This is a genomic window from Cupriavidus sp. 05N38, from assembly GCF_056397345.1.
On the sequence record NZ_JBFTNF010000056.1, the window covers coordinates 1 to 26,997 of the forward strand.

Sequence of the window (26,997 nt, forward strand, 5' to 3'; positions counted from 1 at the left end):
GGCCTGAACCGCGCCATTCTCGACGTGGCATTTGGGGAGATTCGCCGCCAGATCGAATACAAGAGTGCTTGGTATGGGACAACGCTAGTGACGGCGGATCGCTTCTTTCCTAGCTCAAAGCGTTGCTCATGCTGCGGCGAGGTAAATTCGGCTTTGATGTTAAAGGATCGAGAGTGGACTTGCGTAAGCTGTGACACGCGCCATGACAGAGACTTTAACGCGAGCGCAAACCTCGAACAAATGGTTTTTCTACCTGAGGCTATCGGGAAAGTTACGCCTGTCAGATACGAGCCTGGCCAGTCAGGGGGTTCGGGGCAGGAACCGGACGCGCACATTTGTGCACGTTTTGGATAGCAGTGCATGCAAGGAATGAAGCGATCAGGATTCCACGGCTTTGCGCCGCCGATGCCGATGTCGAGCGTTACGGTCTGCATTTTGAAGTATTGCGGACTTGCTTCTGTTCTGAGGTGTCTCCGCCTTTAAGCCGGCATTGCGCTTCGTCCCCTAGTCATCCGAGGTCGGCCGTTCGAAGCGGCTGCCTCAGGGAATGGCTGTTCCCAGGACCTCCGGGCCCGCTAGCTAGCCGTCATTTGAGCTCGGCAAGCAGCACCCTCGCTTCGCGCAGGTCGTGTGTATCCAAGCCTTCGTCGAATGCGCTGTATCGATCGGCCAGCAGCCGGCTGGCGTCATCCTTTTTGCCTTGCTGCTGCCAAAGCCGGCTCAAAGACATCACCGCGCGCAGTTCCAGGGATCGGGCGCCTTGGCGGCGAGCGAGCGCGATCGCTCGCAGGAAGCTGGCTTCGGCTTCGCCTTGGCTGATGTGCCCCGCGCGTTCGGGGCACGGCTCCATCAGCATTAGCTCGCCATGGAGCCGATGTAATTCGGCTTCGTACACGCGCTCGCCGGTGCGGTCGGCCTGGCCCAGTGCCTCGGCAAGCGTCGCAAGCCCTGCTTCAGTTTGCCCCGTTTTTGCGAAGGCTTCGGCCAGCAGCATAAGGAAGTGAGTCCGCAACACTTCGGCCCCCGTGGCGCGGTACGCGCTCAAGCCCTGCTGTATCAATTCAATGCCCTCTGTCGCGCGTCCCTGCCCGGCCAACGCCCAGCCAAGAAGAATGGTTCCACACGCCAATCCGAACGGCAGGCCGAAGTCGGTGGCGAGGTCGACGAGCGCCTGCGCGAGCTCCATTGACGGCTGCACTTCCCCGCGGAGCAGGCGGACTTCGGCGGCAAAAAATAGCGCGTCGGCCGAGTCCGAGGGATGGGAAGGCGTCTGGGCCAGGGCGAGCGCCTCCTGGCTGCGCGCTTGGGCTTGATCCGGGTAGCCAAGCAGCCAGAGGTCCATGGCAATGTGGTTCAGCCCCTGCACACCGGGCTCCAATCCATAGATGAAGGCATGCGAATGGTGTTGTGAGGGGTCATAGAGCGCCATGGCTTGCTCCAGATGCGCACGGGCGGGCACCAGTTCGCCAAGATAGAACAAGGCGGTTCCCAGCGCCCGACGCGCCTGGACCAATAACGCAGGATCCTGCGACGTTTCGGCAAGCGTCACCAATTGCTCTGCCAATTCGCGCGCGGTCTGGAGTTCAGCCCGAACTGTGTAGAACGTGCGCAGCCCCAGTATTGCAGGGAATAGATGGAGGGTTTCGCCGAGCTGCCGACACAGCTCCAGGGCGCGCGCGTACGCTGCCCCCACTTCCGGGGCGGCGAAGCCCCTGGTGGCCATCCAGGCCGGACCGAGGGTGATCTGGAGTGCAAGTTCCTGCTGTGCGCGTTCCTTGCTATCAGGCAGCGTCGCGAGCAGGGTCAGCGCCATGGTGAGGTGGGTGACGGCTTCTGCGTCGGCGGAGCGTTGCACTGCCTGGCGTCCGGCACGGTGCAGGTACTCCACGGCTTTTGGCGTGTTGCCGCTGCGGCTGAAATGATATGCCAGCTCGCTGCAGTGCTCCTCGAGCTGGGCGCTAAACAGGGCCTCGATCGCCTGGGCCGTGCACTCATGCAGCGCACGACGCCGCTCGCTTAGCAGGGAGCCGTAGGTCACCTCCTGGGTCAGCGCATGCTTGAAGCTGTACTCCACCTCCGGAAACGCCGGCTGCTCGTAGAYGAATTCCCCGGCTTGCAGCCGCGCCAGCAGGCTCCTCGTTGTGTCCTCGGGCTGCTCGACGACGCGCGCGAGCAGGCTCCATGGAAATACCTTGCCGATCACCGCCAGGGTCTGCAGCAGTGCTTTCTCGGCTGGTTGCAGGCGGTCGATGCGGGCGGCGAGCACCCCCTGCACGGTGGCCGGGATGTGCAGCTTGCCCGGGATCTGCTCGAGACGGTAATGCCCGCGCTCGCCTCGCAGCACCTGCCCCTCGACCAGGTCCTGCACCACTTCCTCGATGAAGAATGGATTGCCTTCGGTCTGCGCCAGGATCAGGTGCTCGAGCGGAGCAATTCCGGCGGCATCGCCCAGCAGGGCTCGCAGCAGTTCCCGGGCTTCGGCTTCGCCCAGGGGACCCAGGCGTAGCTGGGTGTAGTAGCTCTTGCGGCTCCAGTCGTGCCGGTACTCGGGCCGGAAGTTGACCAGCAGCAGGATGCGGGCGCTGGCCACGCTCTCGCCGAGAAAGCCGAGGAAGGCCTCGGTTTCCCGGTCGAGCCATTGCAGATCCTCGACGATCAGCTCCAGCGGCTGGGCCAGGCTTTCCCGCACCAGCAGCCGCTTGATCGCCTCGAAAGTGCGCTGCTGGCGGATCTGGGCGTCCATCGGCGCCAGCGCCGAGTCAGGCTCGGCGGCCCCCAGCAGGTGGAACAGATAAGGCAGGCTGTCTTCGAGCGCGCGGTCCAGCGTCAGGAGCTTGCCGGTGAGCTTCTCGCGCCGCCGGCGCTCATCGTCCTGCGCCGTGATCTGGCAGTAGTTGCGCAGCAGTTCGATCAGTGGCAGATACGGATAGGCCTTGCCGTGCGACACCGAGAAGGTTTCCAGCACCAGGCAATCGCGCGGCGCGAGCAGCTTGAACTCATGGCAGAGCCGCGACTTGCCGACCCCTGGCTCGCCGACCACGCCGACGATCTGACCATGTCCGGCCCGCGCCCTYGCGCGCGCCTCATATAGTTGTTCAAGCTCGCGGGCACGGCCGACAAAGCGCGCCAGCCCGCGGCTGGCCGACACCTGCAGCCGGGTGCGCAGCGGGCCGGGGCCGAGCACTTCGAAGACCGCGAGCGGCTCGGGCAGCCCCTTGATCGGCGTCGCGCCGAGCGCCTTGAACGCGAAATAGCCTTCGGTCAGGTTGTGGGTGTGTGCGCTCGCGACGATCGAACCGGGCACCGCGATGCTCTCCATGCGCGAAGCAATGTGGATCGATTTGCCCACTGGGTCGTAGTCAGTGTGCAAGTCCTGGGTGCGGATCGCGCGCACCACCACTTCGCCGGAGTTGATGCCGACGCGGATCTGCAGCGCGATCCCCTGGGCCAGGCGCACTCCGTCGGCGTAACGGCGCATGGCCTCCTGCATGCGCAGCGCCGCCAGCAAGGCCCGCTGCGGATGGTCTTCGTTCGCGATCGGCGCGCCGAACAGCGCCAGGATGCCGTCGCCCATCGACTTGGCCACATAGCCCTCGTAGTGATGCACGGCCTCCATCATCAGCGCCAGCACCGGGTCGATCAGGCGTCGCGCATCTTCGGGATCGAGGTCATGGATCAGTGCGGTCGAGCCGGCCATGTCGGCGAACAGCGCGGTGATTGTCTTGCGCTCGCCGTCTGACGGACCGCGAGCTTCCATCTCTGCTTGCGCCGCCCGGATGCGCTCGGCCAGATAGGGAGGCGTGTAGTCGATTGGCGTGTTGGGCGCACAGGTCGAGACAGGGAGCGTGCCGCCAGGAGGTCCACTTAGCGATGCGCCGCATTCGCTACAGAACTTGGCGCTCGCAGCCGCCCCCTGGCCGCAGGCCGGGCAGACGCGCACAAGCCTGGCGCCGCATTCCTCGCAGAACTTTGCGCCTGCCGCATTCTCGAACCCGCAGATTGCACAGCGCATGGGCTAGGCACCCTTTCCGGGCGCATGGAAGATTCACCTATTAGATGTTATCAATTGCGCCCCAGAAATCGAGATATGTTCACACGCGGAGTGCATGCATACCCTCTTCTGGTGTGGAGCGGCGCAAAACGTGCACAAACGCGGGGGGCGCCAGGATGCTTTAAGCAAGAACGCGCCGAATCAGGTGTGATGCGTCAGCCGCCGAGGCCCCCGGACGTTACCCGTTACCTCCCCTTCTTTGCGGCCTCTCCAAGGTGATCGATCAGCGCCAGCACGGTCCGCGTTTCGCGCGCGCCCCGCCGCGTGATGATCTTGAAATCGAGATGCGTGGTGTAGCGCTCTGGCGCAATACGGCGCAACAGGCCGGGCGCCACCCACGCATCGGCATAGTGCGGCGGCAGGAAGCCAATGTAGTTCCCGGACAGGATCAGCATGGCGCGCCCTTCGACGTTATCCACCATCGCTGCAGCCTCCTGCATCCCGAGCAGGTCAAGCTCCTGGCGCCCGAGGTAGCCGCGCGTCGCCAGGTTCGCACTGGCAACCTGCTCCGCCTGGCCCTTCTGACCGGCATGGGAGAAGAGCGGATGCGGCGATGCGCAGTAAAGTCCTTGCTCCTCGCGATAGAGCATGCGGTAGTCCAGGCCCGCTACCGGGTCCGGAAACGGTCCGACCGCGAGGTGGAGGCTGCCATCCAGCACCCGCTGTTCGAGGCGGTTGGGCGAGTCGATCTCGATATGTAGCTGCACCTTCGGCGCGGCTTGGCCAAAGCTGCGGATGGCGGCCAGTTGAGGCGCCCCACGGTCGGTAAGCGTGGCCTCGATCAGCCCCAGGCGAAGTACGCCGTGAAGCTCACGGCGGATGGTCCCGGCTTCCATCTGGAAGGTGTCCACTGCCGCGAGCAGTCGCTGGGCCGCAGCGTGCATTTGCTGGCCCTCCTCGGTCAGGCGAAACCCGCTGCGCCCGCGCTCGCACAAGCGCACACCCAGTCGGGTCTCGAGTTGCGTCATGTGCTCGCTGATGCTGGACGCGCCAATGCCCAGCAGCGATTGCGCCGCGGCAAAGCCACCGCATCCCACGATAGTTTCGAAGATTCTCAGTAGCTTGAGGTCCACATCGCGGAGTTTCACGTTCCCGTCTTTAGTTCGGATTTTAACGAACTGAAGTTCTAAACATTCTGATTGTACCGGACCATGCCGTTGTCCAGAATGAACTCGTCCCCACCGCATCAACGAAGAAAGGATTAGTGAACGCGATGTCTGAAAATCAATATGAGAAGGGCCGGCTCGACCTCCCATTCGTCGGTATCTGCACGTTCGGCAAATCGCCGCTCTGCCTTGACTGGGATGCCATCGACGCCGACGTGGCGGTCATCGGCGCGCCGTTCGACTGTGGCACCCAATGGCGAGCCGGCGCGCGTTTCGGGCCGCGCTCGATCCGCGAGGCGTCCACGCTGTTCTCCTTCGGCCACAGTGGCGCCTATGACTTCGAGGACGATGTCGTGTACATGCCGGCCAGCGAGGTCAGGATGGTCGACATTGGCGACGCCGATATGGTGCATACCAATACCGAAAAGTGCCATGCCAACATCGAATACGGGGTGCGCAAGATCCTGAAGGCCGGCGCGCTGCCCGTGGTGCTAGGCGGGGATCATTCGATCAATATCCCCTGCATCGCGGCCTTCGAAGGCCAGGAGCCGTTCCACGTGGTCCATATCGACGCCCACCTGGACTTTGTCGACGAGCGGCATGGCGTGCGTCACGGTCACGGCAACCCCTTGCGCCGCGCCGCGGAGAAGAGCGTCGTCAGCGGCATGACCCAGATCGGCATCCGCAACGTGTCCTCTACTGCACGCGAGGGGTATGCCCAAGCACGCGAGATGGGCTCGGACATCATCTCGGTGCGCCAGCTTCGCAAGCTCGGCATCCAGGGGGTGCTGGACCGCATCCCGAAGGGCGTACGCTATTACCTGACCATCGACATCGACGGGTTCGACGTCTCCATCGCGCCTGGCACAGGTACCCCGAGCCATGGCGGGCTGACTTACTACGAGGGTCTGGAATTGTTCGCTGGCCTGGCCGAGCAGGGCGACGTGGTGGGGATCGACCTGGTAGAAGTCGCTCCCGACTATGACCATACGGGATCCACCGCCATCCTTGCCGCGCAGCTTTTGCTCAACACGATCGGCCGGGTGATGCACCAGCGCAAGCTCAAGCGCGCCGCTGCGCGCTGAGCGCTGAACGCAAAAGGGGCCGCGTCGTCATCAGGCATGCCGTCGTCTTTACATGGCCATGCAGCGCGCCATTCAGCGGCGTCGCGCGACCTGGCAAAAAAGGGGAGCCGCAATGTTTCGTCAATCTCGTTTCTGGGCAGGCCTGGCCGCCGGCGTGCTGGCGTGCCCGTTGCCGTCCTTCGTCATGGCTGCGGAGCAGCAGGTCGTCAAGGTCGGCCTGACGGGGCCACTGTCCGGCCCGCAGGCCGCCATTGGCAAGGACAATGAAAACGGCCTGCGCATGGCCATCGATCAACTGAATGCGCAAGGCCTTGTCGTCAACGGCAAAGCCGTGCGTTTTAGCCTGGTCTCCGAGGACGACGCCGCAGATCCGCGCACCGGCATGTCGGTTGCCCAGCGCCTGGTGGACGGGGACGTGAAGGTGGTGTTCGGGCCGTTCAACTCGGGCGTCGCCATCCCGATCTCCCGCCTGCTGGACCAGGCCGGGGTAGTGATGGCAACGGTGGCTTCGAACCCGGCAGTCACCCAGTCCGGGTACACCTATGTCTTCCGGATCTCGGCCAATGACAGCCAGCTTGGCAAGCGCATGGGCGAGTTTGCTTCGGTCAAACTGCGCGCCAGGCGTTTCGCGGTCATCGACGACCGGACCGCCTACGGCCAGGGTGTGGCGGACGAGTTCGTCAAGGCAGCCAGGGCGCAAGGCATCGAGATCGTCGCCCGCGAATACACCTCGGACAAGGCCGTAGACTTCGTCCCGATTCTGACCCGAATACGCGGCATGAAGGTGGACGGCATCTTCTATGGTGGCTACTACTCGCAGGCCGGACCCCTGCGCAGCCAGATGAAGCGGCTCGCCATGGCCGACGCCTATCTGCTCGGTGGCGATGCGATGTGCAATATCGAACTGGCCAGGCTGGGGGGCGATGCCGTGGACGAGCATGTGTACTGCCCGCAGGGCGGTCCCGTGCTCGAGAACACCGGCCCGGGGCGCCAGTTCAAGAGCGACTACAGGAAGCGCTACAACACCGATCCGCTCACTTACAGCGCGTCTATCTATGACGGCCTCAGGTTGGTAGCCCAGGCGATGAAGACAGCCAACTCGGTCGAGTCGGCGCAGTACCGGGCAGCGCTGGCGGGTATCGATATGGAGGGCGTGGCCGGCCGATACCGCTTCGACCCCAACCGCGACCTGCGGGATTCGCCGATCACCATCTACACCTACCGCAACAGCGCCCTGGTGCCATTGCCGCAGGACAGGTAGCGCCAGTTCGCTGGCATGCCTCGTCGGCGGGCGCGACATAGCCGTGGCATCGGGATTTCGTTTTCTTGTCGATGGATCGGCGATCCGCTGTATCGCTGCGCCTTCTTACCCTGCATAAGGAGTTCAACACCCCTTATTACCCACAGAGCAGATCCACAAGACACACAACAAGACACACCACAAGACTGGTCGCCGGTTGCATGCGGCAAAAGCCCATGCCTGGATAGACGTAGCGCGACCAGGACAAAATAATCCGGAGACAGAGTATGAGTAACACGAAATCCTTGCGCGGCGCGGAGGTGCTACCAGGTGGCAATCGCCCGGGATACCCGGCGAGCCAGGCCCGCAGCAGCGCCGTGGATGCCGACACCAGGCAGGTACTGCGCCGCGCTACCGCGGCAGGCTTTATCGGCACCTTTATCGAGTGGTTCGACTACGCCGCCTACGGCTTTCTTGCAACCGTCATTGCGGTAGTGTTCTTTCCCAAGAGCGACCCGACCACCAGCCTGATGGCTACCTATGCCGTATTCGCGCTGTCCTTCGTCGTGCGTCCGATCGGAGGGGTGATCTGGGGGCATTTCGGCGACAAGTTCGGCCGGCGCAATACGCTGTCGCTGTCGATCATGATCATGTCCTGCTCGACCTTCCTGATCGCCTTCCTGCCGACTTACGGGCAGGTGGGCTTGTGGGCGCCGGTACTGCTGCTTGTCATCCGGCTGGTCCAGGGCTTCTCGGCTTCAGGCGAATACGCCGGCGCCTCGGCCTTTCTTGCCGAATATGCACCGAACCGCAAGCGCGGGCTCTACACCAGTGTCATCCCTGCCGCGGAAGCCGCCGGCCTGCTGTTCGCGTCGCTGTTCGTCGCCGGGCTGCATACGGTGCTGACCTCCGGACAGTTGCTCGAATGGGGCTGGCGCGTGCCGTTCCTGCTGGCCGCCCCTTTTGGGCTGGTTGGCCGTTACATCCGGCTTCAACTAGAAGATACGCCGAAGTTCGTCGCGATGGAGCACGCCAATCACGCACCGCAGGCGCCGCTGCGCGAGTTGCTCACCTCGCATCGCCGTACCATGCTGGTCGGCTTCGGCGTGACCTGCCTGAACGCCGTCGGCTTTTACTTGTTGCTCAGCTATATGCCTGTGTACCTGTCAAAGGAACTCGGCATGAGCGACTCGGTGTCCTTCCTGGTCTCTACCGTATCGCTGGCCAGCTATGTCGTGATGATTTTCGTGATGGGCCTGCTTTCCGACCGGTTCGGGCGGAAGACGATGCTGGTTTCCGCCTGCATCCTGTTCGCGCTCTTCACGGTGCCGCTGTTCCATTCGCTGTCGAGCGCCAGCATCGTCGGCATCTTGCTGATTCAGGTGGCACTGGGCGCCTTCCTCACCATCAACGACGGCACGCTGCCGTGCTTCCTGTCGGAGAGTTTTCCGACCCGCGTGCGATATAGCGGCTTTGCACTGTGCTTTAACAGCGCGAACGCCTTGTTCGGCGGCACCGCCCCCCTGGTCGCGACCTGGCTGATCAGCGCCACGGGCAATAAGCTTGCACCAGCCTGGTACCTGGTCGGGGCTGCGGTGGTGTCGCTGATTGCCATCCTGGCCAGCCGTACGCCTTCGGGCGGTGCGTTACCGGACTAAGCAAGCAAGGGGCGCAGCTTGACGCATCGGCTGTGATCCCGGGCAGCCCGGCCGCAAATCGGCCGCTAAGCGGCCACTAAGCGGCTGCAAGACGACGCAGGAGAGACCGGGGATGGTACGTGCCATCCCCGGCGCCGACGGAGCAACCACCCCGGAAACTCTCAGGCAAAAGGACTGTGGCGTCGATTCAAGAATCTGGAGAGTGGCATTGCAAGGAATGCCCACCGAAGGGGACGGCACCGGTCACCGGCCGCTGCCAAAGCTCTCAGGTACCGGGACAGATGGGGTAGGAAGCCGAGGATTCGGCCATCGCTTTGCCTGACAGAGGACCCTGCCATGTCTCAAATCATAGTCATAGGCGCCGGCATTACCGGCGTCACCACCGCCTACACGCTATCGAAACTCGGATACGAGGTGACTGTCGTCGACCGCCATCTTTATCCCGCCATGGAGACGTCGTTCGCCAATGGCGGCCAGCTCTCCGCGTGTAACGCGGAAGTCTGGAACAGCGCGGGAACGATACTAAAAGGGCTGAAATGGATGCTGAAACGCAACGCGCCGCTGCTGGTGAACCCGAAGCCGTCGTGGCACAAATACTCGTGGATGGGGGAGTTTGTGTCGAACATCGCGCGTTATCGGGAGAACACCATCGAAACGACGAAGTTGGCGATTGCCGCCCGCCAGCATCTCTTTGCCATGGCCGAGCAGGAGAATATCCAGTTCGATCTGGAGCGCCGCGGCATCCTGCACTTCTATCATGACAAAGCGGCTTTCGAGGCCGCGGGCAGGACGAACGCGCTACTCGTGGCAGGCGGACTGGAGCGCTTTGCGGTGTCGCCGCAGGAGATCCGGGCGATCGAGCCGACGTTGCAAGGCCAATACTTTGGCGGGTACTTCACGCCATCCGATTCAACCGGGGATATCCATAAGTTCACGCGCGGCCTGGCGCTCGCTTGCGAGCGCCGCGGCGTGCGCTTCCTGCAGGGCTGGGACGTGCGAAGCATCGACCTATCCGCCAGCGGCGTGCGTATCGGCCTGCAGGCGGTGGACGGTGTGGCGTCGCCATCGGTCCACGCCGGTGCCGCGTACGAGATCGCCGGCGATGCGCTGGTGGTTTGTGCCGGTGTGGGCAGCCGGCATATTGCCGGCATGCTGGGCGACAGGATCAATGTCTATCCGGTCAAGGGATACTCCATTACCGTGCACCTGGACGATGCCGACAGCGTGGCGAACGGGCCGTGGGTCAGCCTGCTCGACGAAAGCGCAAAGATCGTGACGAGCAGACTTGGCAAGGACAGGTTCCGCGTGGCAGGTACCGCCGAATTCAATGGACAAAACCGAGACATCCGAGCCGACCGCATCGAGCCGCTCGTGTCATGGACGCGTCGCAACTTCCGAATCAATACCTCCCGCGTAGTCCCCTGGGCGGGGCTTCGCCCGATGATGCCGGACATGATGCCGCGCGTGTCAAAAGGCAGGGCGCCACGGGTGTTCTACAACACCGGCCATGGCCATCTTGGATGGACGTTGTCTGCTGCAACAGCGGCAACGATCGGCACGACCATCGCCGAGAGCTATCCCGTTGGGTAGGAGGCAGTCGGACAGCAAGGCAAGTCAGGTATCTCGCTCCGGGCAGGAGCGAGCTTCGCATGTCGGCGCCGGGGGCTCCTTTACTGCGCCTACGTCGACTGGCGGCCCCGTGCTGGGGAGCCGCGCTACTGGGCTGGGATGGTGATCAACGGCTGCGACTCCTTACTGCCGGTATCCGCCAGCGTGAAGAACAACATGATGGCCGCAAGGGCGCGTTTCGTTGTCAGGTCGCCTTGCTCAACCCAGAACCAGTAGCCACGGTACCGTACCGCAGCATATGGCTCGGCGGGCCTTTCCTTGCCACTGTGAATCCTTAGGGCGCCTTGTTGCCTCTCAGTTGTGCCCGGCGCAACCGCAGGCAGCGCACTGTGGTCTCTGATGTGTTCCTCCGGAACGTCCAGGTAGCTGGAAAAGGCGCTCATGATTTGCAGCATCGAGCGGCTGTTCACCGCAAGTTCGTCGTCCGCGCCGCGGGCTGGGGAATACCGGAGGATGAACTCCTGCCTGGTCAGTGGCATTCTGAGCAGGCGGCGGATCTCGGTCATTTTTTCCTCGATGTCGGGAGTCACGCCGTCACGCCGGAAAAGCACGACGGCGGTTGAACCTTTGCTCTTGCTATCCTCAACACGCATCCCGAACGCGCCGGCGCCCTGCACGTCGCGCAGCAATGCGATGGCTCGCAGAAACGCGGGATCCGCCTCGCGCATCGCCCCTGCAACCGTCGAACGATTGCGCACGCCATTGAGCGACTCCACGGTCATGCTCAGCAGGAAATCTGCGGCATAGCCGCTCTGAAGCATGAAGAAGATGTTTCTGGGCTCGATCGGCACCATCAGCCCCTGCACAAACCGTTGCCCGGTCGCTGGCGTGTAGGTAATGGTAGGCCGGTCCGTATATACCCCTTGTACCCCGGCGGAAACGAAATTGCCCTGTACGGTGTTGGCCGAGGAGACAGTGCTGTTCATAGACACACCAGTCTGCAACGAGTAACCACTGACAACCGACGCCACGTCTACAAAGACCGGCAGGTCCATGTAGCGAAGCTTGACGATGTTCAGCAGCGTTTGCTGCTTCCAGGAGTCCGCGATCGCCGCGCTGTAGTCGAAGCGGTCCGCAACGATGGTCGTGGGGCCGATAGACCCACAGCCAGCGAGCAGCGCGAACACCCCGAGCCACAGGCGGGGCCTGCGATTCGCCAGCCTTGCAAGGCGCAGCGTGCCAAGCATACTTCCGTGGTTTGAGGGTTCCATGGTCTTTGGTTCTTTTTGGTGGACCTCTTGTCTGATCGCCTGACCCGCGCATGCGAGGCCATCCCGGGTGATGCGATGCGATGTGATGCAATTAGCACTAATCGTGTGACCAAACTCCTGACGACCTGCCTCTAGAACACTATACGAATGCGACCGGGGACAAGTTGGTGCAAGTTGATGGCCAGCACCGGATTCGCACGCGGCATCGTTAGCACCGGCCATCTCTGGCGGCAATGCTCTGCTTCTCCCATGTGGTTCTCTCTTCTCTCTGAAGGGAAGGTGCCGTGCGATCAGCGGATGGGAATCACGGGGGCGGTAATAGTCCGTTCCTCGGTCATGAGAACTGCGGCGTGCATGCGGTGCAATTCAAACGGGATGCCTTGCGCTCTGAGTGCGTGGGCCATCGAGACTAAAGGTGTTACGCCAATACCACCGGCCACGACACTGACGCGGGACGACGCCATGGCGTGAAGTGGAAAGCTGTTGAATGGCCCCGTCATCTCGATGGTGCTTCCCACCGCGAGTTCATCATGCAGGCATCGGGCGCCGCCTTTGCCATGCACTTCGAGCTGTACGGCGATGCGATATGTGTCGGACGGCCCCTGCGCGCCGCTATCTACATGGCGCGCAGCCAGATCGGCGAACCCCTGAGGTGACGAAGTAAAGAAGTGCGGGCCCGGCATACCAGCCGGGCCCTTTTCTTATGGAGACTTCGAAGACGTCTCGATCCTGCCAGTCTGAAGCATGTCCGCCAGCAATCTGGCCGATTGCCTCCTGGTACCCCAATTTACCGTCGTATTGGCATGCGCTCCGTTCGATTCCGGGCTCCTGGCAGCAGCGGGTCTGTGGCAAAGGCGCCGTGCTGCGCCGGGAGGCGGGGCGGAAAACACTCAAACCCCATCCCCAAACTCCTTCCTCAACTCACTCTTGAGCACCTTCCCCGCCGCCGACAACGGCAGGCTGCTGCGGAACGCGAAGCTCTTGGGGCATTTGTACGCGCCCAGCCAGGTGCGGCAGTGCGCGCGCAGCTCATCCGCGGTGGATTGCGCGCCCTCGCGCAGCAGCACCACGGCGTGCACGGCCTCGCCCCATTTCTCGTCGGGGATGCCGATGACGGCGCTGGTGGCCACGGCCGGGTGGCGGCCCAGCGTTTCCTCTACCTCGGCGGGGTACACGTTCTCGCCGCCGGAGATGATCATGTCCTTGATGCGGTCCACCACGTAGAGGTAGCCCTCGTCGTCCATGTAGCCGCTGTCGCCGGTGTGCAGCCAGCCGTTGCGCAGGGCCTGCGCGGTTTCTTCGGGGCGGTTCCAGTAGCCCATCATCACCGCGGGGCCGCGCGCCAGGATCTCGCCCATGCTGCCGGTGGGCACCTCGCGCCCGTCGGGGCCGGCGATGCGCAGCTCGGCCGCGTAGCCGGCGCGGCCGGCAGAGCGCAGGCGGCCGCCTTCGCGCGCCTGCGGGGTGCTGCCGATGTGGTGGGCGGACACCGAGGCGGCTGTCTCCGTCATGCCGTAGGCGTGGAGAAATTCCACGCCGGGCAGCGCGGCCATGGCGCGCTCCAGCAGCGGCAGCGCGATGGGCGCGGCGCCCCAGACAATGCGGCGCAGGCTGGTGAGGTCGTACCCGGCAAAGCCTGACGCATCTACCAGCATCTGGATCATGCTGGGCACCAGCACCATGTCTGAGATGCCTTCCTGCGCGATGGTGCGCAGCACGGTGTCGGGCTGGAAGCCCGGCAGCATGACGCAGGTGCCGCCCACCACCAGCTGGCCCACCAGGCGGCCCAGGCCGGCCACGTGAAACAGCGGCGCCACCAGCAGGGAGACAAAGTCGGGCGGGTTGGGCACGTCCGCCATGCGGCCGATGCACGAGGCCCACAGGTTGCCGTGGGAGAGCATCACGCCCTTGGGGAAGCCGGTGGTGCCGCCGGTGTAGAGGATGGCAGCCAGGTCCGCCGTGGCGGCGCGGGCGTCTGCCACCGGCTGGGCGTCGGTGATCAGCGCGGCGTAGTCCAGCATGCCGGCGGGCGCCGGCTGCGGGCCGACATGGACGATGGCCTGCAGGCCCGGCACCTGGCGGCGCAGCGCGCCGGCCAGCGCGGCGAAGGGTTCGCCCGCCAGCAGCACGCGCACGCCGCAGTCGTGCAGGGCGAAGGCCATCTCGGCCTGGCTCCAGCGGGTGTTGACGGGGTGCAGCACGGCGCCGGCCCACCAGACCGCCAGCTCCGTTTCCACGTACGCCGCGCCGTTGGGCGCGAGCACGGCCACGCGGTCGCCGCGCGCCACGCCCAGGGATTGCAGCGCGCCGGCCAGCCGCGCCACGCGCGCGGCCAGCTGGCGGAAGGTCAGGCGGGTCTGCCCGTCTACCAGGGCGATCTTGTCGGGGTGGCGTTGCAGGGAGCGGTGTAGTCCGGCGGTCAGGTGCATGGGTATTGTCTCCTTGTGCTGGGTGGCGGCTGCCTCGCCCCGTGGCGCATGCGCCAGCGGTGCGGGGCGGCGCTGGCCTGCGCCTGCGCCCGCGGGCGCGGGCCAGCGCGGATCGGCGTGATGGTCTGCAGGTCTCCGCACATTTAAGCGCCGCAGCGCGCCCACGCCAATTGCGGAACCGCTCAACGCGATTGGCARGAAATGACACCGGCCCGGCGGGCAGCCGCGCGGGCATGAGCGTTTCTGCCAATCGGTTTGGGCGTTCCGGCAATTGTGGGCGGGAGTGCCGGCCGGCTAGCCTTGGCGCGACAGGAGCCAAGCGCCTGCGACACGCACACAAGAACAAAGGAGACAACCATGCAAGACAAAACAAAGGCGGGCGCCCTGCCCCGCCCGGCCTGGCGTAGCCTGGCGCGGCGCCTGGGTGGCCTGGGGGGTATGTTGGCGCTGGCGGCATTGACGGCGGCCGTGTCCGTATCCGTGTCTGCCCCGGCGCTGGCCGCTGGCCCTTATCCGGCCAGGCCGATCGAGTTCTGGATCCCGTTCCCGCCGGGCGGCCCCACCGACGCGCCGATGCGCGCCCTGCTCAATGCCGCCGGCAAGGAGCTCAAGCAAAGCATCGTGCCCATCAACAAGCCTGGCGCCGGCGCCACGCTGGCGGCCACGGTGATGAGCCAGACCGCCGCGCCGGACGGCTACACGCTGGCGCTGGTGGCGGCCAATATCTTCCGCATGCCGCACCTGCAGAAGACGGTGTACGACCCGCGCAAGGACTTCACCTACATCATCGGCCTGACCAACTACCGCTACGGGCTGGTGGTGCGCGCCGACGCGCCGTGGAAGACGCTGGAAGACTTCCTGGCGTATGCCCGCGCCAATCCGGGCAAGGTCACCTACGCGGCGGTGGGCACCGGCAGTTCGGGCCATATCGCCATGGAGAAGCTGGGCAAGGCCGCCGGCGCCAAGTTCACCTTCGCGCCGTACAAGGGCGGCTCGGAGGAGCTGATGGCGCTGATGGCGGGCGATATCGACGCGGTGCTGGACCCCGGCTGGGGCCCGTATGCCGTGGCCGGCAAGGTGCGGCCGCTGGCGATTGTGGGCGACGCGCGCTTTCCGCGCTTCAAGGACGTGCCCACGCTGAAGGAGCGCGGCTTTGACATTACCGCCAGCTCGCAGGTGGGCGTGGTGGGGCCGCGCGGCATGGACCCCGCCGTGGTCAGGCAGTTGCATGACGCGTTGCGCAAGGCCGCGCAGTCGCCGGCGTACCAGGCCGCGCTGGAGGCCATCGACCTGCAGGAGGTGTACCTGAGCAACGACCAGTATGCGCAGTTCGCCGCGCAGCAGTACGAGCGGGAGAAGGTGGTGGTGCGCGAGCTGGGCATCCGGCTGGACTGAAGCGCGCGGCGCGGCATGCCGCCGTGCCAGCTGCTTGCCCATGCTGCAGCTTGATACTTTTTGCCAATGGTTTTGTCCCGATCGGCGATTGGCGGGCGCGGGCACGCGGGGCACACTGCATTGCGAGGGGCGGCCCGGCCGCCAGACCAGGAGACCAGAGAATGACCCAGATGAAACGCGCCGTCCACGTGGTGGGCGTGGGCATGATTCCCTTCAGCAAGCCGGGCGCCAGCGAGCCCTATCACGTGATGGGCGCGCGCGCCGCCAGGCTGGCGCTGGATGACGCGGGCGTGGCGTACCAGCACGTGCAGCAGGCGTACGTGGGCTACGTGTACGGCGACTCCACCGCCGGGCAGGCCGCGGTCTACGGCGTGGGGCTGACCGGCATTCCCGTGTTCAACCTGAACAACAATTGCTCCAGCGGCTCAAGCGCCCTGTACCTGGCGCGCCAGGCGGTGGAAAGCGGCCAGGTGGAATGCGCGATTGCGCTGGGGTTCGAGCAGATGGTGGCGGGCGCGCTCAAGGGCGCCTATGACGACCGGCCGTCCCCGATGGCCCGCTTTGTCGACACCATGACCGCGCAGCAGGGCTACCAGCCGGATGCGCCGCGCGCCGCGCAGTTCTTCGGCGGGGCCGGGCTGGACTACATGAAGGAGCACGGCATCCGTGCCGATACCTTCGGCCGTATTTCGGTGAAGGCGCGCCAGCACGCGGCGCGCAATCCGCTGGCGGTGTTCCGCCAGACGCTGACGCTGGAGGAGGTGATGGCGTCCCCCGCGGTGTTTGGGCCGCTCACGCGTTACCAGTGCTGCCCGCCCACGTGCGGCGCGGCCGCGGCCATCGTCTGCTCGGAGGCGTTTGCGCGCAAGCACGGCCTGGACCGCCGCGTGGTGATTGCCGCGCAGGCCATGACCACCGATACGCCCAGCACGTTCGAGAGTGGCGACATGCGCAAGGTGGTGGGCTATGACATGACGGCCGCCGCCGCACGCCAGGTGTACGAGGCCGCCGGCGTGGGCCCGGAAGACCTGGACGTGGTGGAGCTGCACGACTGCTTCAGCGCCAACGAGCTGATCACCTATGAGGCGCTGGGCCTCACGCCCGAGGGCACGGCGGAGAAGTTCATCGTGGACGGCGACAACACCTACGGCGGGCGCGTGGTGACCAATCCGTCGGGCGGGCTGCTGTCCAAGGGRCATCCGCTGGGCGCCACGGGCCTGGCGCAGTGCGCGGAGCTGGTGTGGCAGCTGCGCGGCACGGCCGACCAGCGCCAGGTAGAGGGCGCGCGCACGGCGCTGCAGCACAACCTGGGCCTGGGCGGCGCCTGCGTGGTGACCCTGTACCAGGCCGCGTGAGGAAAGACGCCATGATCGACAAGCAATACATCGGGCATGTGTTCCCGCCGTTCAGCGCGCACGTGGAGGCTGGCCGCCTGCGGTTCTTTGCCAAGGCGACCGGGCAGACCGACCCCGTCTACAGCGACGAAGCCGCGGCGCGCGCCGCCGGCATGCCCGCGCTGCCGGTGCCGCCGACCTTCCTGTTCTGCCTGGAGATGGAGTCGCCCGACCCGGCGGCGATCCGCGAGCTGCTGCGCATGGACTACCGCAGCCTGCTGCACGGCGAGCAGGGCTTTACCTACCACGCGATGGCGTATGCGGGGGACACGCTGACGTTCCGCCAGCGCATCGACGATATCTACGACAAGAAAGGCGGCGCGCTGGAGTTTGTGGTGCGCACCACCGATGTCACCAACCAGCGCGGCGAGCGCGTGGCGGAACTGCGCTGCGTGACCGTGGTGCGCAACGCCGTGGGAGCCTGATATGCGCCATGCTGAAATCGACCTGGCCAGCCTGAAGGTGGGCGATGCGCTGCCCGCGTTCGAGACCCCGCCCATCTCCCGCCTGGCGCTGGCGCTGTATTGCGGGGCATCGGGCGACCACAACCCGATCCACGTGGATACGGACTTTGCGCGCGGGGCCGGCATGCCGGACGTGTTTGCCCACGGCATGCTGTCCATGGCGTGGCTGGGCCGCGTGCTGACCAACTGGGCGCCGCAGCCGGCCATCCGCGCGTTCAGCGTGCGCTTTGCCGCCATCACGCAGGTGGGCGAGCGCATCACGTGCTCGGGCCACGTGGCGGAGCTGCTGCAGCAGGACGGCGAGCGCCGCGCGCGCGTGGTGGTGTCTACCGTGAACCAGGACGGGCAGACCCGCCTGGCGGGCGAAGCGGTGATTGCGCTGGCGTGAAGGCCGGCGCCCCCCTACTCAATCCGATCAGATCAGTGCAGTTCAGACACATAGAGACAGACAACAGGAGGCAACGATGACTCGCAAACTCGAAGGCAAGGTGGCGCTGGTTTCCGGCTCCGGGCGCGGCATTGGCCGCGAGATCGCGCTCAAGCTCGCCAGCGAAGGCGCGCGCGTGGTGATCAACGACCTGGATGCGGACCCCGCCGCGCAGACCGTGGCGGACATCCGCGCGGCCGGCGGCGAGGCGGTGGCCTGCGTGGGCAGCGTGACCGAACCCGGCTTTGCCGACCGCTTTGTGAAGCAGGCGCTGGACAGCTTTGGCGGCGTGGACATCATCGTCAACAATGCCGGCTACACGTGGGACAACGTGGTGCAGAAGATGAGCGACGAGCAATGGGAAGCCATGCTGGCGGTGCACCTGACGGCGCCCTTCCGCATCCTGCGCGCGGCATCCGGCTTTATCCGCGAGGCGGCCAAGCGCGAAGCGGAGGCCGGCACGCCGGTGTTCCGCAAGGTGGTGAACATCTCGTCCACCTCCGGCGTGTACGGCAATGCCGGCCAGGCCAACTACGCCGCCGCCAAGGCCGGCATCAACGGGCTGACCCGCGCCATGGCCAAGGAATGGGGCCGCTACAAGGTCAACGTCAACAGCGTGGCCTTCGGCCTGATCATGACGCGCCTGACCGAGACGCCGGCGGACGCCGACGCCAGCATCGACATTGCCGGCCAGCAGATCAAGGTGGGCGTGAACCCGCAGGTGCTCAAGAACGCCGAGGCCCTGATCCCGCTGGGCCGCGGCGGCACGCCGGAAGAAGCGGCGGGCGCGGTCTATATGTTCTGCATCCCCGAGTCCAACTACGTCAGCGGCCAGGTGCTGGTCTGCGGCGGCGGCCGTCCGTGAGCGCGGCGATGGACGACTTCCAGGGCAAGACGGTCTTCGTGGCGGGCGGCAGCAGCGGCATCAACCTCGCCATTGCCAAATCCTTCGCCCGCTCCGGCGCGCGCGTGGCCGTGGCCAGCCGCACGCCGGAGCGGGTGCAGGCCGCCGCCGAGGCGCTGCGCGCGCTGGGCGCCGACGCGCTGGGCCTGGCCGCCGACGTGCGCGACGCCGAGGCCATTGCCGCCGCGCTGGCGCAGGCGCATGAAGCCTTTGGCGATATCGACGTGCTGGTGTCCGGCGCCGCGGGCAACTTCGTGGCGCCGGCGCTGGGCATGTCCGCCAAGGGCTTTCGCACGGTGGTGGACATCGACCTCAACGGCACCTTCAACGTGCTGCGCGCGGCCCATGCGTACCTGCGCAAGCCGGGCGCGTCGGTGCTCAGTATCTCCGCGCCGCAGGCCTACAACCCCACGCCCTACCAGGCGCATGTCTGCGCGGCCAAGGCCGGCGTGGACATGCTGACCCGCGTGCTGGCGATGGAATGGGGTGGTGACGGCATCCGCGTGAACTCCATCGTGCCGGGCCCGATCGGCGACACCGAAGGCGTGCGCCGCCTGGCGCCCACGCCCGAGGCGCTGGCGCGCATGCAGGCATCGATCCCGCTGGGCCGCTTTGGCGCGGTGGAGGACATTGCCGACATGGCGCGCTTTCTCAGTTCCGCGCGCGCGCAGTTTGTGACGGGGGCGGTGATTCCGGTGGACGGGGGGAGTTCGCTGGGCGGGGCGCGGGATCTGTCGGCCGCGGTGGCGGCTTAAGGGGGGCGGGTTCCCTGCGCTGATCTTGCGCTGAACGTGCGCTGAACGTGCATTGATCGTGTGCAGCGAACCAACCGGGAAGGGAAACCCCGCGGGTTTCCCTTCCTGCTTTTGCGGCTCAAGGCGCTCGGCAGGTGGCCTACGGCTACCGCGACGAGGGCGCATTCCCCGGAATTCCTCGTTGATCGCCCCAAAAAAAGAGGGTGTAGGCGCGGGGAGTGCCTACACCCTATCGGGAATTAGCAAGGGGTCAAGCTTGCCGGGGTGGATTATTGATGGGCGTGCCGACCGCTCTTACCCTGCTTTGGTGGGACCCACGCTTAGGTGGGGATAGAACGACGATGGCCGGGTCGGCCTGCCATTGACTTGCGCAGCGGATGCCGCGTCGCGCAGACATTGATACCCTTTGCGTGCGCGCCACCTACCAAGGCGGGGTACCCGCATGGGGAGCGCAGCCGCAGAATTCTTCTCAGACACGACACGGTCCGCATGGCACATGGCGGACCGGTGGCCGCTTGGGGCCACTGATGCGTGACGTACGTATGAGAGGCAGCAAAATGCAGGAAGCCATGGTAAAGCGCGGCGCGGTTGCGCCGGATACGTTTGCGTCGGGCGAGGCCTGGATCGAGGCACACCTGACACCATCGGGCTGGATTTACGGCAGCTATAAGGATGAGGACGCGCGTCCCGTGCTGATTCCACCGCCGGGTGAGTCGCTGCTGACGGTGCGGCGGCATTTCCTGGTGGGCGCGGCCGCGGCGCCGCGCCGGCTTAGCGAGATCCGCACCACGCGCGCGAATTCGGCGCGCGAGATTGCGCGACTGCTGGAGGTGTTTGGCGAGCCGCACTTCAATGTGAGGTCGCAGCGGGTGCCGCGCGTGCCCGGCCTTGCGCCTTGAGGCCTTGACGCCTTGAGGGCTTGAGGCCTTGACGCCTTGACGCCTTGAGGCCGGCGGCAGGATTGCCCTGCCGCCCGGCTTCTCGCGCGTCCTGCTGTCCACGCCCGCCTCTTTGCGTTGTCCTCTCTCGCCACATGCGCCGCGCCCAGCCGAATGGATGACAGAGCTAGGGCAAAGGGAGAGTTGACCGCGACGGCCTGCGGGCTAATATCTCCGTTAAGCGCCCGCAACTGTCCGTAGGCGATCCTGGCACCCGAGGCCGGCCGATTTCCGCAATGCGGCGCAGATTCCACGCGCGCAGCGTCCTTGCCGCCATGCGTATACACTGCCGGCTCTCCCCGCGCATGTGACTTTGGCAGCGCACCTCACGAAACCAAACCTAGAACAAGACAATGAAAGTTTCGACCACCAATGTCCTCAACGTGCTGGAGCAAGACGAGATCGACGCCGTGCGTGACCTGGCTCGCGCTGTTTCGCATCCGCGTGCCTTTGTGCTGCTGCGCGCGGCCTTTGTGACGCTCGCGGTGGTGGCGGTGCTGTGCTTTGCTGCCAGCAGCTTCGAGCTCGAGGCCATGGCGAACATCGGGATCGGCGCGGCGGCGCTGGCGGCGGTGCTGTTTTTTGTCGAGCGCCGCGTGTTCGGCAACCGTGACGAGGTGGCCGTGCCCGGGGCCCGGCTGGCGGTGCTGCGCGGGCAGCTGCGCCCGGAGATGTTCGACAAGCTGGAGGAAGTGGCGGGCCGGCTCACGCATGACGGCCCGGGCGACGGGGTGATCCGCGTGCGCACGCTGTGGCTGTTCTTGTCCGAATCGGTGGCCAGCGAGACGCTGCGACGCAGGAATGCGCGCGGCCCCGCCAAGGAATCGCAGGCGGGCTAGCAGGCGAGGCAGTGAGTGGGGAAGCCAGCGGATTCGCCTTCCCCGCGCGCCACGCAGCGGCAAACCCTCAGGATTTTTTCGTTGCGTTCACCAGGCACTCGGACAGCCTGTCGAAATGGCGCAGCGCTTCGGGCGTGAGCCCGAGTTGCTTGCGGCGAGTGTCTTCCGTGTCCGTCAGCATGATCCAGCCTTTCTCGCGCATGGATTTCAGGCGGGCGTGCAGCGTGGCAGGCGAGCCCAGTTCGTTCCTGGCCATCATGTCCCTGACCGACAGCCGTTCCTGCGTCTGGCTGGCACGCGCGATCAGCTCGAGAATCCGCTCTTCGAGGGGATCGAGCGCCGGCAGCGAGGGGAGTCCTCGCAATGCCTCCGCCAACTGGAGAAAGCGCAGGTAGATATCGGCCGGCCGCGTCACGACGATATCCTGCCGGAAATGGGTTGCGGCTTGCTGTAAGCGGGATCGACTATCATCAGGCCCCATTTTGAATATGCCCCGACGCATTTTACGGCAATGCCCCATGTCCGCCTGCAATTGAGTATGGTGTTCGCCACAATTGCCATGTTTGTCTTGACGCTCGCCCTCAACGAGTGGCTTTTCCGGCAACTGGAGTTTGTGCCGGGCATTAACTGGGTCTACCTGCCGGCGGGGATACGCCTGCTGAGCACCCTGCTGTTCGGCGAGGCCGGCGCGCTGGGGTTGCTGATCGTGTCCTGGGCGGTGAGCTTCTTCTACTTTTTCCCCAATGACTTTGCACGCGCGTTCATGGGGGGAATCCTGGCGAGCGTTGCGCCGTACCTGGTCTACCGGCTTGCCCGGCACAGTTTTGGCCTGCACGCATCGCTGACAAACCTGACGCCGGCGCGGCTGCTGGCATGCGTTGTGGCATATGCAATCGCCAGCCCCCTGCTGCATCACATCTGGTTTGCCCTGCACGCCGACCACATCGTTCCCGCCGAGCTGATTCGCGGTTTCCTGGTCATGTTCGTTGGCGACCTGACCGGCACGCTGATCGTCATCTACGCCATGAAGGCCGTGCTCTGGCTGCTGCCCTCGCGCGGCGCTGGCGCGCGGAGTCTGCGCAGCTAGCGGGCGGCGCGCGCTCAATATGCCGCCGCGACTCGCTTCGGCCCGCCCAAATCTGGTGCCGGCCGTGTACCGCAGCTTGCGCAGTGCTTAGAATAAAGCCTGGACCTGAGTGGCTGGAGTGCGTAGGCAGGCACACTGCGCTCGCTCACCGATCCACTCCCTGCGTTCTCAAACTTCCAGAGCGGCCGAGGGCAACATGCGCCTACATGAATTCATGCGAGCCAATATCGAAGCGATATTGACGGCCTGGGAGCGGGAGTTGAATGATGCCGGCTCATCCGGCAGTCCGATTGGAGCGGCCGCGCGCCGGGACCTCACCCGCAAGATCCTCCTTGAAATCGCAACACGGCTGGAGAAGGCCGGCGCTTTCCGTTCCGACGTGCCTGTCCAGCCTGCAAGTACCGAAATCGTCCCCTCCAATCACGGTGGCCAACGGCTTGCGACTGGCTACTCCCTGCTGGAGCTTCAGTCCGAATACCGGGTACTTCGGAGCGTCGTGGTCAGCGAGTGGATGAAGGTGCGGCACTCGTGGCTGCAGCAGGAAATCGCGGATATGGCTTATTTCCATGCCGCGCTGGACCGGGCCTTGGGCGAATCCACAAACGCCTATGTCGCCGGACTCGATCGCTCTCGTGACATTTTTGTCGGGGTACTGGGTCACGATCTTCGCGGGCCGATCAACACGGCCCTGCTGAACATACGCCTTCTCGAAATGGACCCCGATCTCAGAGAGCAATCGAGGGCGGCGGTCCTGCGCATCGGAAGATCGGTGAGGCAAATGAATGAGCTGGCTGCGGAACTGCTGGAATTCGTGAGCATCCATTTTGACCGCTACCGGCCCCTTTCCCTCTCCGACGTATCGATGTCGCGCATCTGCGAAGAGGCGATAAGCGACGCGCAAACGCTCTCCCCGGATCGCCAGCTTGTCGCCCGGCTGGACGGCAATACGATAGGGCGCTGGGACGCCCACCGGCTCAGGCAAGCGGTGTACAACCTCTTGCGAAACGCCATGGACCACGGGGCAGTGGACGCGCCGGTAGGCATTACCACACGCGGGGACAAGGATACGGTGTCAGTGGAAATTCATAGCCAGGGCCACCCGATTCCCCCTGGCTCGCTGGCTCGGGTTTTTGATCCATTCACGCAAGCCTCGTCCGGCGAAGCTGACATGAAGATCCAGGGCARCATCGGCTTAGGGCTCTTCATCGTCCGGGACGTTGCAACGATGCATGGCGGAAACGTGTCGGTTACTTCGACGGCGGAGAATGGAACGACCTTTCGTATTGAAGTACCGCGAAGCGCCAGGGATGCCGCCGGCGTGAAATAGCCGCCGGATCAGGATCTACAGGCAGGCTATACAAGCAGGCTCTACAAGCAGGTTCTACATCAACCGGGCAATGTATCTTCCCAGTGCGGTCTGCAGGACGTCCGAGTTCAGCCCCGATGCGCCGCTCAGCGGCGGGCATATCAGCAAGGTGGTAGGCCCGTCCACGCATACCTGTATCGGCTTGCCCTGGTCCGCCGGCTGCAGGACATGCTCCGTCTGCGGGGCATCGGCAAATCCGAATGCCTGCAGGAAATCGTCCGTGTTGCGGCTGCCCAGGCAGACGATCACCTTGGGCTGCCACTGCCGGCGCAGCGCGGCGATGAACCTGAAGCGGCTGCCTTCGCGGCACAGGCCGAGGTAGCGCTCCTGCGGATTGAGCACGGGTTGGTGGCCATAGAGCCGGGTCCAGCCTCTTGCGCCGGCCTCGAGCGTTGGCAGCGGAAACAGCGAGAGCTTGAACTCGTGGCCCGAGGGGCCATAAAGGCGCTGTTCGAAATATTGTTTCGCTTCGCACGGCTCCACGCTATCCGCGGCACTGCGCACCGCTGCCGCGATGCGTGCGAGCTTCTGCTGGGTGGCCCAGCGCGCGAGCATCTCGCTGTGCCGCATTCGGAAATCCGTGTCCCAGACCAGCGGCGCGGCCACCGGCGCCAGCAGGCTCGCGAGCGGCGCCGGTTCGGCATGGGCCCTGACATCGCAGAACCACAGATCAGCCGAAGGATTTCCTGCCATGCCCGAGTACGAGCCCAGGTAGGCGTCCAGGCACTGGCTCGATATGGCCGCTTGCTGGTTGTGCGGATCGGCTTCCCGATAGCCGCGCGCCGGCGCTGGCGGTCGCCGGCCCGCAGTCGTCATCGCGTCCTGCCACGCCGGAAACCGTGCCCGGTCACCGGCCCCGGTCCAGGCGGGTTGTCCTTCACTCCCGTCACTCATGCCGCTCCCCTTGCAATTGCCCGCACCATCAAGCCCGCTGCGCCGATCGACGGCCTGTCATGCGCCGTTTGTTTTTTTGATATAAAAATTATAACAATAAGATCGGCGGGCCGTCATCGGCCAATATCCGCGGGCGGGATGCCGCCGGCGCCCGGGGTGCGCGAAGCGTGCCTGCACGGGTCCATGCAGGGTTGCCACGTAATGCCAACTGGCACCGGTCTTTGTTAACATGGCCGCTTGCCACTGCCAGGGATGTGCGCACCGCGATGCCGCAGCTTGATCTCAAGACGACGGTCTTCCTTGCATCGATCATGTCGGCCCTGATGTCCGTGGTGCTGCTGTCCGCGTACAACAGCTTTCCCCGGAGCATCAAGGGCATCGGCCAGTGGGTGGCCGGCTCGCTGGTCCTGGTGGTCACGCCGATCCTGTTCTGGCTGCGCGATATCGCGCCGGACTGGATCTCCATCGTGGCGGGCAACGCCCTGCTGCTCGGCGCGGTGGCGCTGTGGATGCTCGGCACGCAGGCCTTCTACGGCCGGCCGCAGGCGCGCAAGCCCGCGGCCATCGTGGTCGTGCTGGCTACCCTGCTGCTGGCGTGGTTTGTCTATGGACGCGCCGACTATGATGCGCGCGTCACCATCGTGACCTTGCTCATGTCGGTCTTCTTCGGCACGCAATGCGTGCTGGTGATGCGCCATGGCGGACGCCATTTCAGCGCGCGCTTCTTTGGCTGCCTGCTGCTCGTGCAGACCGTGGTGATGGTGGCACGCTGCGTGGCCAGCCTGTTCACGGGCCTGACCGAGCAGAAACTGTTCGCCACCGCCGACGTGATCCAGACCATCTACCTGTGCGCCTACACGTTGATGGACCTGGCGCTGGCGGTCGCCTTCATGCTGGTCATCACCCGGCGCCTGCATGTGGAGCTCGACGTGCTCTCCAGGACCGACCCGCTTACGCAACTGCTCAACCGCCGCGCGCTCTACGATGCCGGCCAGGAAGAGCTGGCCCGCATGGCCGAACATGGCGGCGAGATGGCGCTGCTGCTGATCGACCTGGACCATTTCAAGCACATCAACGACAGCATGGGCCACGCCGAAGGCGACCGCGTGCTGAGCGATTTCTCGGCCATGCTCAAGCGCGAGCTGCCGCCCGGCGCGTATCCGGGCCGTTTCGGCGGCGAAGAGTTCCTGGTGCTGCTGCCCCGCACCACCATGGCGGCCGCGCTGGCCCTGGCCGAACGCCTGCGGGTCACCTCGTCGCGCTTTTTCGGCAGGCGCGTTGCCGACCTCACCATCAGCATCGGCGTGGCCAGCGTCGACAAGACCGAGAGCCGGCTCGATGCCGGCATCGGACGCGCGGACCTGGCGCTCTACCGCGCCAAGAGCGCGGGCCGCAACCGGGTGGAGGCAGTGATGGAGGCGGCCTGAGCCGCAAGGCCAGGCGTGGCGTTCCGGTTCCGGCGCGCCCGGGGCCAGGCGCGAGATCCAGGGCAGGATCTAACGCAGGATCTAATGCAGGATCTAACGCAAGATCTAGCGCAGGATCTGGCCGAGGGTCGCCACGGCGATGGTGAACACGCCGAGCAGGAGGTTCAGCCCGACCGCCTGCCGGATACGCCCGAGCGCGGCGCCCGCGGATGGCCAGTCCTGCGCGTCCACGGCCCGCCGCAGCGCGCCGTAGGGGCCGGCGAACACGTAGACGAAGATCAGGATCATGAGCAGGCCCGTGCCAAGCATGAGATGCCAGTGGACCGGCGCGGCGGCAAACCCGACCCGCGCGATCATGACCGCGCCGCTGCAGGCAATGACGATGACGGCCACCCACACCCACGCCAGGAAGCGGGCGAACACGCCGCGCCACAGGCGCAGCCGCTGCGGCGGCTCCAGGCTGCCCGCCGCCGGACGCAGGCAGACATAGGCGAAGAACATGCCGCCCACCCACAGGGTGGCGCCGGCAATGTGCAGAAAACGTAGCACGGGATCGAGGTTCATGGATGACGGCTCTCCGCCGAAGCGCGGCGCAAGGAATGTATGGACAAGAAAAAACTGTTGGAAGAATGCCGCATTCTAGCCCTGCACTCCACACATGGGAGCCGGCCGCGTCACCGCGAGCGCCTGATGCGTCA

At 65.3% G+C, this 26,997-nt stretch carries 24 protein-coding genes and 1 riboswitch; of the genes, 16 read left to right on the forward strand and 8 right to left on the reverse strand.

Going from position 1 to position 26,997, the window contains the following annotated elements; genetic code table 11:
* The first annotated feature begins 24 nt into the window (after positions 1–24).
* A complete protein-coding gene (locus AC1DK4_RS30445; protein WP_477131975.1) occupies positions 25–354 on the forward strand; it encodes a zinc ribbon domain-containing protein in 330 nt (109 codons plus the stop codon).
* Between the two features lie 232 nt (positions 355–586).
* Here the strand turns inward: AC1DK4_RS30445 and AC1DK4_RS30450 are convergent, their stop codons facing one another.
* Positions 587–4,012: an AAA family ATPase gene (locus AC1DK4_RS30450; protein WP_477131971.1), complete on the reverse strand. Its 3,426-nt coding sequence runs from the start codon at positions 4,010–4,012 to the stop codon at positions 587–589.
* A 224-nt stretch (positions 4,013–4,236) separates the two neighbouring features.
* The gene (locus tag AC1DK4_RS30455; protein ID WP_441622379.1) at positions 4,237–5,139 is read right to left on the reverse strand and encodes a LysR family transcriptional regulator; all 903 of its coding nucleotides are present in this window, start codon (positions 5,137–5,139) and stop codon (positions 4,237–4,239) included.
* Positions 5,140–5,264: 125 nt separating this feature from the next.
* On the opposite strand from AC1DK4_RS30455, the gene speB reads away from it, so the two are divergent.
* From speB to AC1DK4_RS30475, 4 genes are all read left to right on the forward strand, one after another.
* Positions 5,265–6,242: an agmatinase gene (gene speB / locus AC1DK4_RS30460; RefSeq protein WP_441622381.1), complete on the forward strand. Its 978-nt coding sequence runs from the start codon at positions 5,265–5,267 to the stop codon at positions 6,240–6,242.
* Positions 6,243–6,354: 112 nt separating this feature from the next.
* On the forward strand, positions 6,355–7,503 hold the full coding sequence (locus AC1DK4_RS30465; RefSeq protein ID WP_441622383.1) for a branched-chain amino acid ABC transporter substrate-binding protein: 1,149 nt from the start codon (positions 6,355–6,357) through the stop codon (positions 7,501–7,503).
* A 266-nt stretch (positions 7,504–7,769) separates the two neighbouring features.
* Complete coding sequence (locus AC1DK4_RS30470) at positions 7,770–9,140, forward strand: MFS transporter (RefSeq protein WP_441622385.1); 1,371 nt, start codon at positions 7,770–7,772, stop codon at positions 9,138–9,140.
* Positions 9,141–9,227: 87 nt separating this feature from the next.
* Positions 9,228–9,327: riboswitch (glycine riboswitch) on the forward strand.
* Positions 9,328–9,476: 149 nt separating this feature from the next.
* Positions 9,477–10,730 (forward strand): D-amino acid dehydrogenase, encoded by a 1,254-nt coding sequence (locus AC1DK4_RS30475; protein ID WP_441622387.1) that lies wholly within the window; start codon positions 9,477–9,479, stop codon positions 10,728–10,730.
* Positions 10,731–10,855: 125 nt separating this feature from the next.
* On the opposite strand, the gene AC1DK4_RS30480 is transcribed toward AC1DK4_RS30475, so the two are convergent.
* The 3 genes from AC1DK4_RS30480 to AC1DK4_RS30490 all read right to left on the reverse strand — a co-directional run bounded on the left by AC1DK4_RS30480 (position 10,856) and on the right by AC1DK4_RS30490 (position 14,409).
* Positions 10,856–11,980 (reverse strand): hypothetical protein, encoded by a 1,125-nt coding sequence (locus AC1DK4_RS30480; protein WP_441622389.1) that lies wholly within the window; start codon positions 11,978–11,980, stop codon positions 10,856–10,858.
* Between the two features lie 290 nt (positions 11,981–12,270).
* Positions 12,271–12,663 (reverse strand): ferredoxin reductase domain-containing protein, encoded by a 393-nt coding sequence (locus AC1DK4_RS30485; protein ID WP_441622391.1) that lies wholly within the window; start codon positions 12,661–12,663, stop codon positions 12,271–12,273.
* A gap of 207 nt (positions 12,664–12,870) precedes the next feature.
* A complete protein-coding gene (locus AC1DK4_RS30490) occupies positions 12,871–14,409 on the reverse strand; it encodes an acyl-CoA synthetase (protein WP_477116999.1) in 1,539 nt (512 codons plus the stop codon).
* A 357-nt stretch (positions 14,410–14,766) separates the two neighbouring features.
* Between AC1DK4_RS30490 and AC1DK4_RS30495 the strand changes: the two genes are divergently transcribed.
* The 8 genes from AC1DK4_RS30495 (at position 14,767) to AC1DK4_RS30530 (ending at position 21,525) form a co-directional block, all read left to right on the forward strand.
* Positions 14,767–15,804, forward strand: a complete 1,038-nt coding sequence (locus AC1DK4_RS30495) for a tripartite tricarboxylate transporter substrate binding protein (RefSeq protein WP_441622395.1) — start codon at positions 14,767–14,769, stop codon at positions 15,802–15,804.
* A 170-nt stretch (positions 15,805–15,974) separates the two neighbouring features.
* A complete protein-coding gene (locus tag AC1DK4_RS30500; protein ID WP_441622455.1) occupies positions 15,975–17,159 on the forward strand; it encodes a lipid-transfer protein in 1,185 nt (394 codons plus the stop codon).
* Positions 17,160–17,170: 11 nt separating this feature from the next.
* Entirely contained in the window at positions 17,171–17,623 is a 453-nt protein-coding gene (locus AC1DK4_RS30505) for a MaoC family dehydratase N-terminal domain-containing protein (protein WP_441622397.1), read from the forward strand.
* A 1-nt stretch (position 17,624) separates the two neighbouring features.
* Positions 17,625–18,050 carry a MaoC family dehydratase gene (locus tag AC1DK4_RS30510; RefSeq protein WP_441622399.1) on the forward strand — a complete coding sequence of 142 codons (426 nt, stop codon included), beginning with the start codon at positions 17,625–17,627 and terminating at the stop codon, positions 18,048–18,050.
* A gap of 76 nt (positions 18,051–18,126) precedes the next feature.
* Positions 18,127–18,954: an SDR family NAD(P)-dependent oxidoreductase gene (locus AC1DK4_RS30515; protein WP_441622401.1), complete on the forward strand. Its 828-nt coding sequence runs from the start codon at positions 18,127–18,129 to the stop codon at positions 18,952–18,954.
* 8 nt (positions 18,955–18,962) lie between these two features.
* Positions 18,963–19,748 carry an SDR family oxidoreductase gene (locus AC1DK4_RS30520; protein ID WP_441643420.1) on the forward strand — a complete coding sequence of 262 codons (786 nt, stop codon included), beginning with the start codon at positions 18,963–18,965 and terminating at the stop codon, positions 19,746–19,748.
* Between the two features lie 557 nt (positions 19,749–20,305).
* Positions 20,306–20,647: a hypothetical protein gene (locus AC1DK4_RS30525; protein WP_441622403.1), complete on the forward strand. Its 342-nt coding sequence runs from the start codon at positions 20,306–20,308 to the stop codon at positions 20,645–20,647.
* Between the two features lie 392 nt (positions 20,648–21,039).
* Positions 21,040–21,525: a hypothetical protein gene (locus tag AC1DK4_RS30530; RefSeq protein ID WP_441622405.1), complete on the forward strand. Its 486-nt coding sequence runs from the start codon at positions 21,040–21,042 to the stop codon at positions 21,523–21,525.
* A gap of 67 nt (positions 21,526–21,592) precedes the next feature.
* On the opposite strand, the gene AC1DK4_RS30535 is transcribed toward AC1DK4_RS30530, so the two are convergent.
* Positions 21,593–21,940 (reverse strand): LexA family protein, encoded by a 348-nt coding sequence (locus AC1DK4_RS30535; RefSeq protein WP_441622406.1) that lies wholly within the window; start codon positions 21,938–21,940, stop codon positions 21,593–21,595.
* 96 nt (positions 21,941–22,036) lie between these two features.
* On the opposite strand from AC1DK4_RS30535, the gene AC1DK4_RS30540 reads away from it, so the two are divergent.
* Together AC1DK4_RS30540 and AC1DK4_RS30545 are read left to right on the forward strand one after the other, a co-directional pair.
* Complete coding sequence (locus AC1DK4_RS30540) at positions 22,037–22,612, forward strand: hypothetical protein (RefSeq protein WP_441622408.1); 576 nt, start codon at positions 22,037–22,039, stop codon at positions 22,610–22,612.
* 196 nt (positions 22,613–22,808) lie between these two features.
* Positions 22,809–23,939: a sensor histidine kinase gene (locus AC1DK4_RS30545; protein WP_477131972.1), complete on the forward strand. Its 1,131-nt coding sequence runs from the start codon at positions 22,809–22,811 to the stop codon at positions 23,937–23,939.
* A gap of 54 nt (positions 23,940–23,993) precedes the next feature.
* Here the strand turns inward: AC1DK4_RS30545 and AC1DK4_RS30550 are convergent, their stop codons facing one another.
* Positions 23,994–24,872: a transcriptional regulator gene (locus tag AC1DK4_RS30550; RefSeq protein ID WP_441622412.1), complete on the reverse strand. Its 879-nt coding sequence runs from the start codon at positions 24,870–24,872 to the stop codon at positions 23,994–23,996.
* A 266-nt stretch (positions 24,873–25,138) separates the two neighbouring features.
* On the opposite strand from AC1DK4_RS30550, the gene AC1DK4_RS30555 reads away from it, so the two are divergent.
* Positions 25,139–26,299 carry a GGDEF domain-containing protein gene (locus tag AC1DK4_RS30555; RefSeq protein WP_441622414.1) on the forward strand — a complete coding sequence of 387 codons (1,161 nt, stop codon included), beginning with the start codon at positions 25,139–25,141 and terminating at the stop codon, positions 26,297–26,299.
* 105 nt (positions 26,300–26,404) lie between these two features.
* Here the strand turns inward: AC1DK4_RS30555 and AC1DK4_RS30560 are convergent, their stop codons facing one another.
* Positions 26,405–26,863 (reverse strand): CopD family protein, encoded by a 459-nt coding sequence (locus tag AC1DK4_RS30560; protein ID WP_441622416.1) that lies wholly within the window; start codon positions 26,861–26,863, stop codon positions 26,405–26,407.
* Positions 26,864–26,997 lie beyond the last annotated feature (134 nt).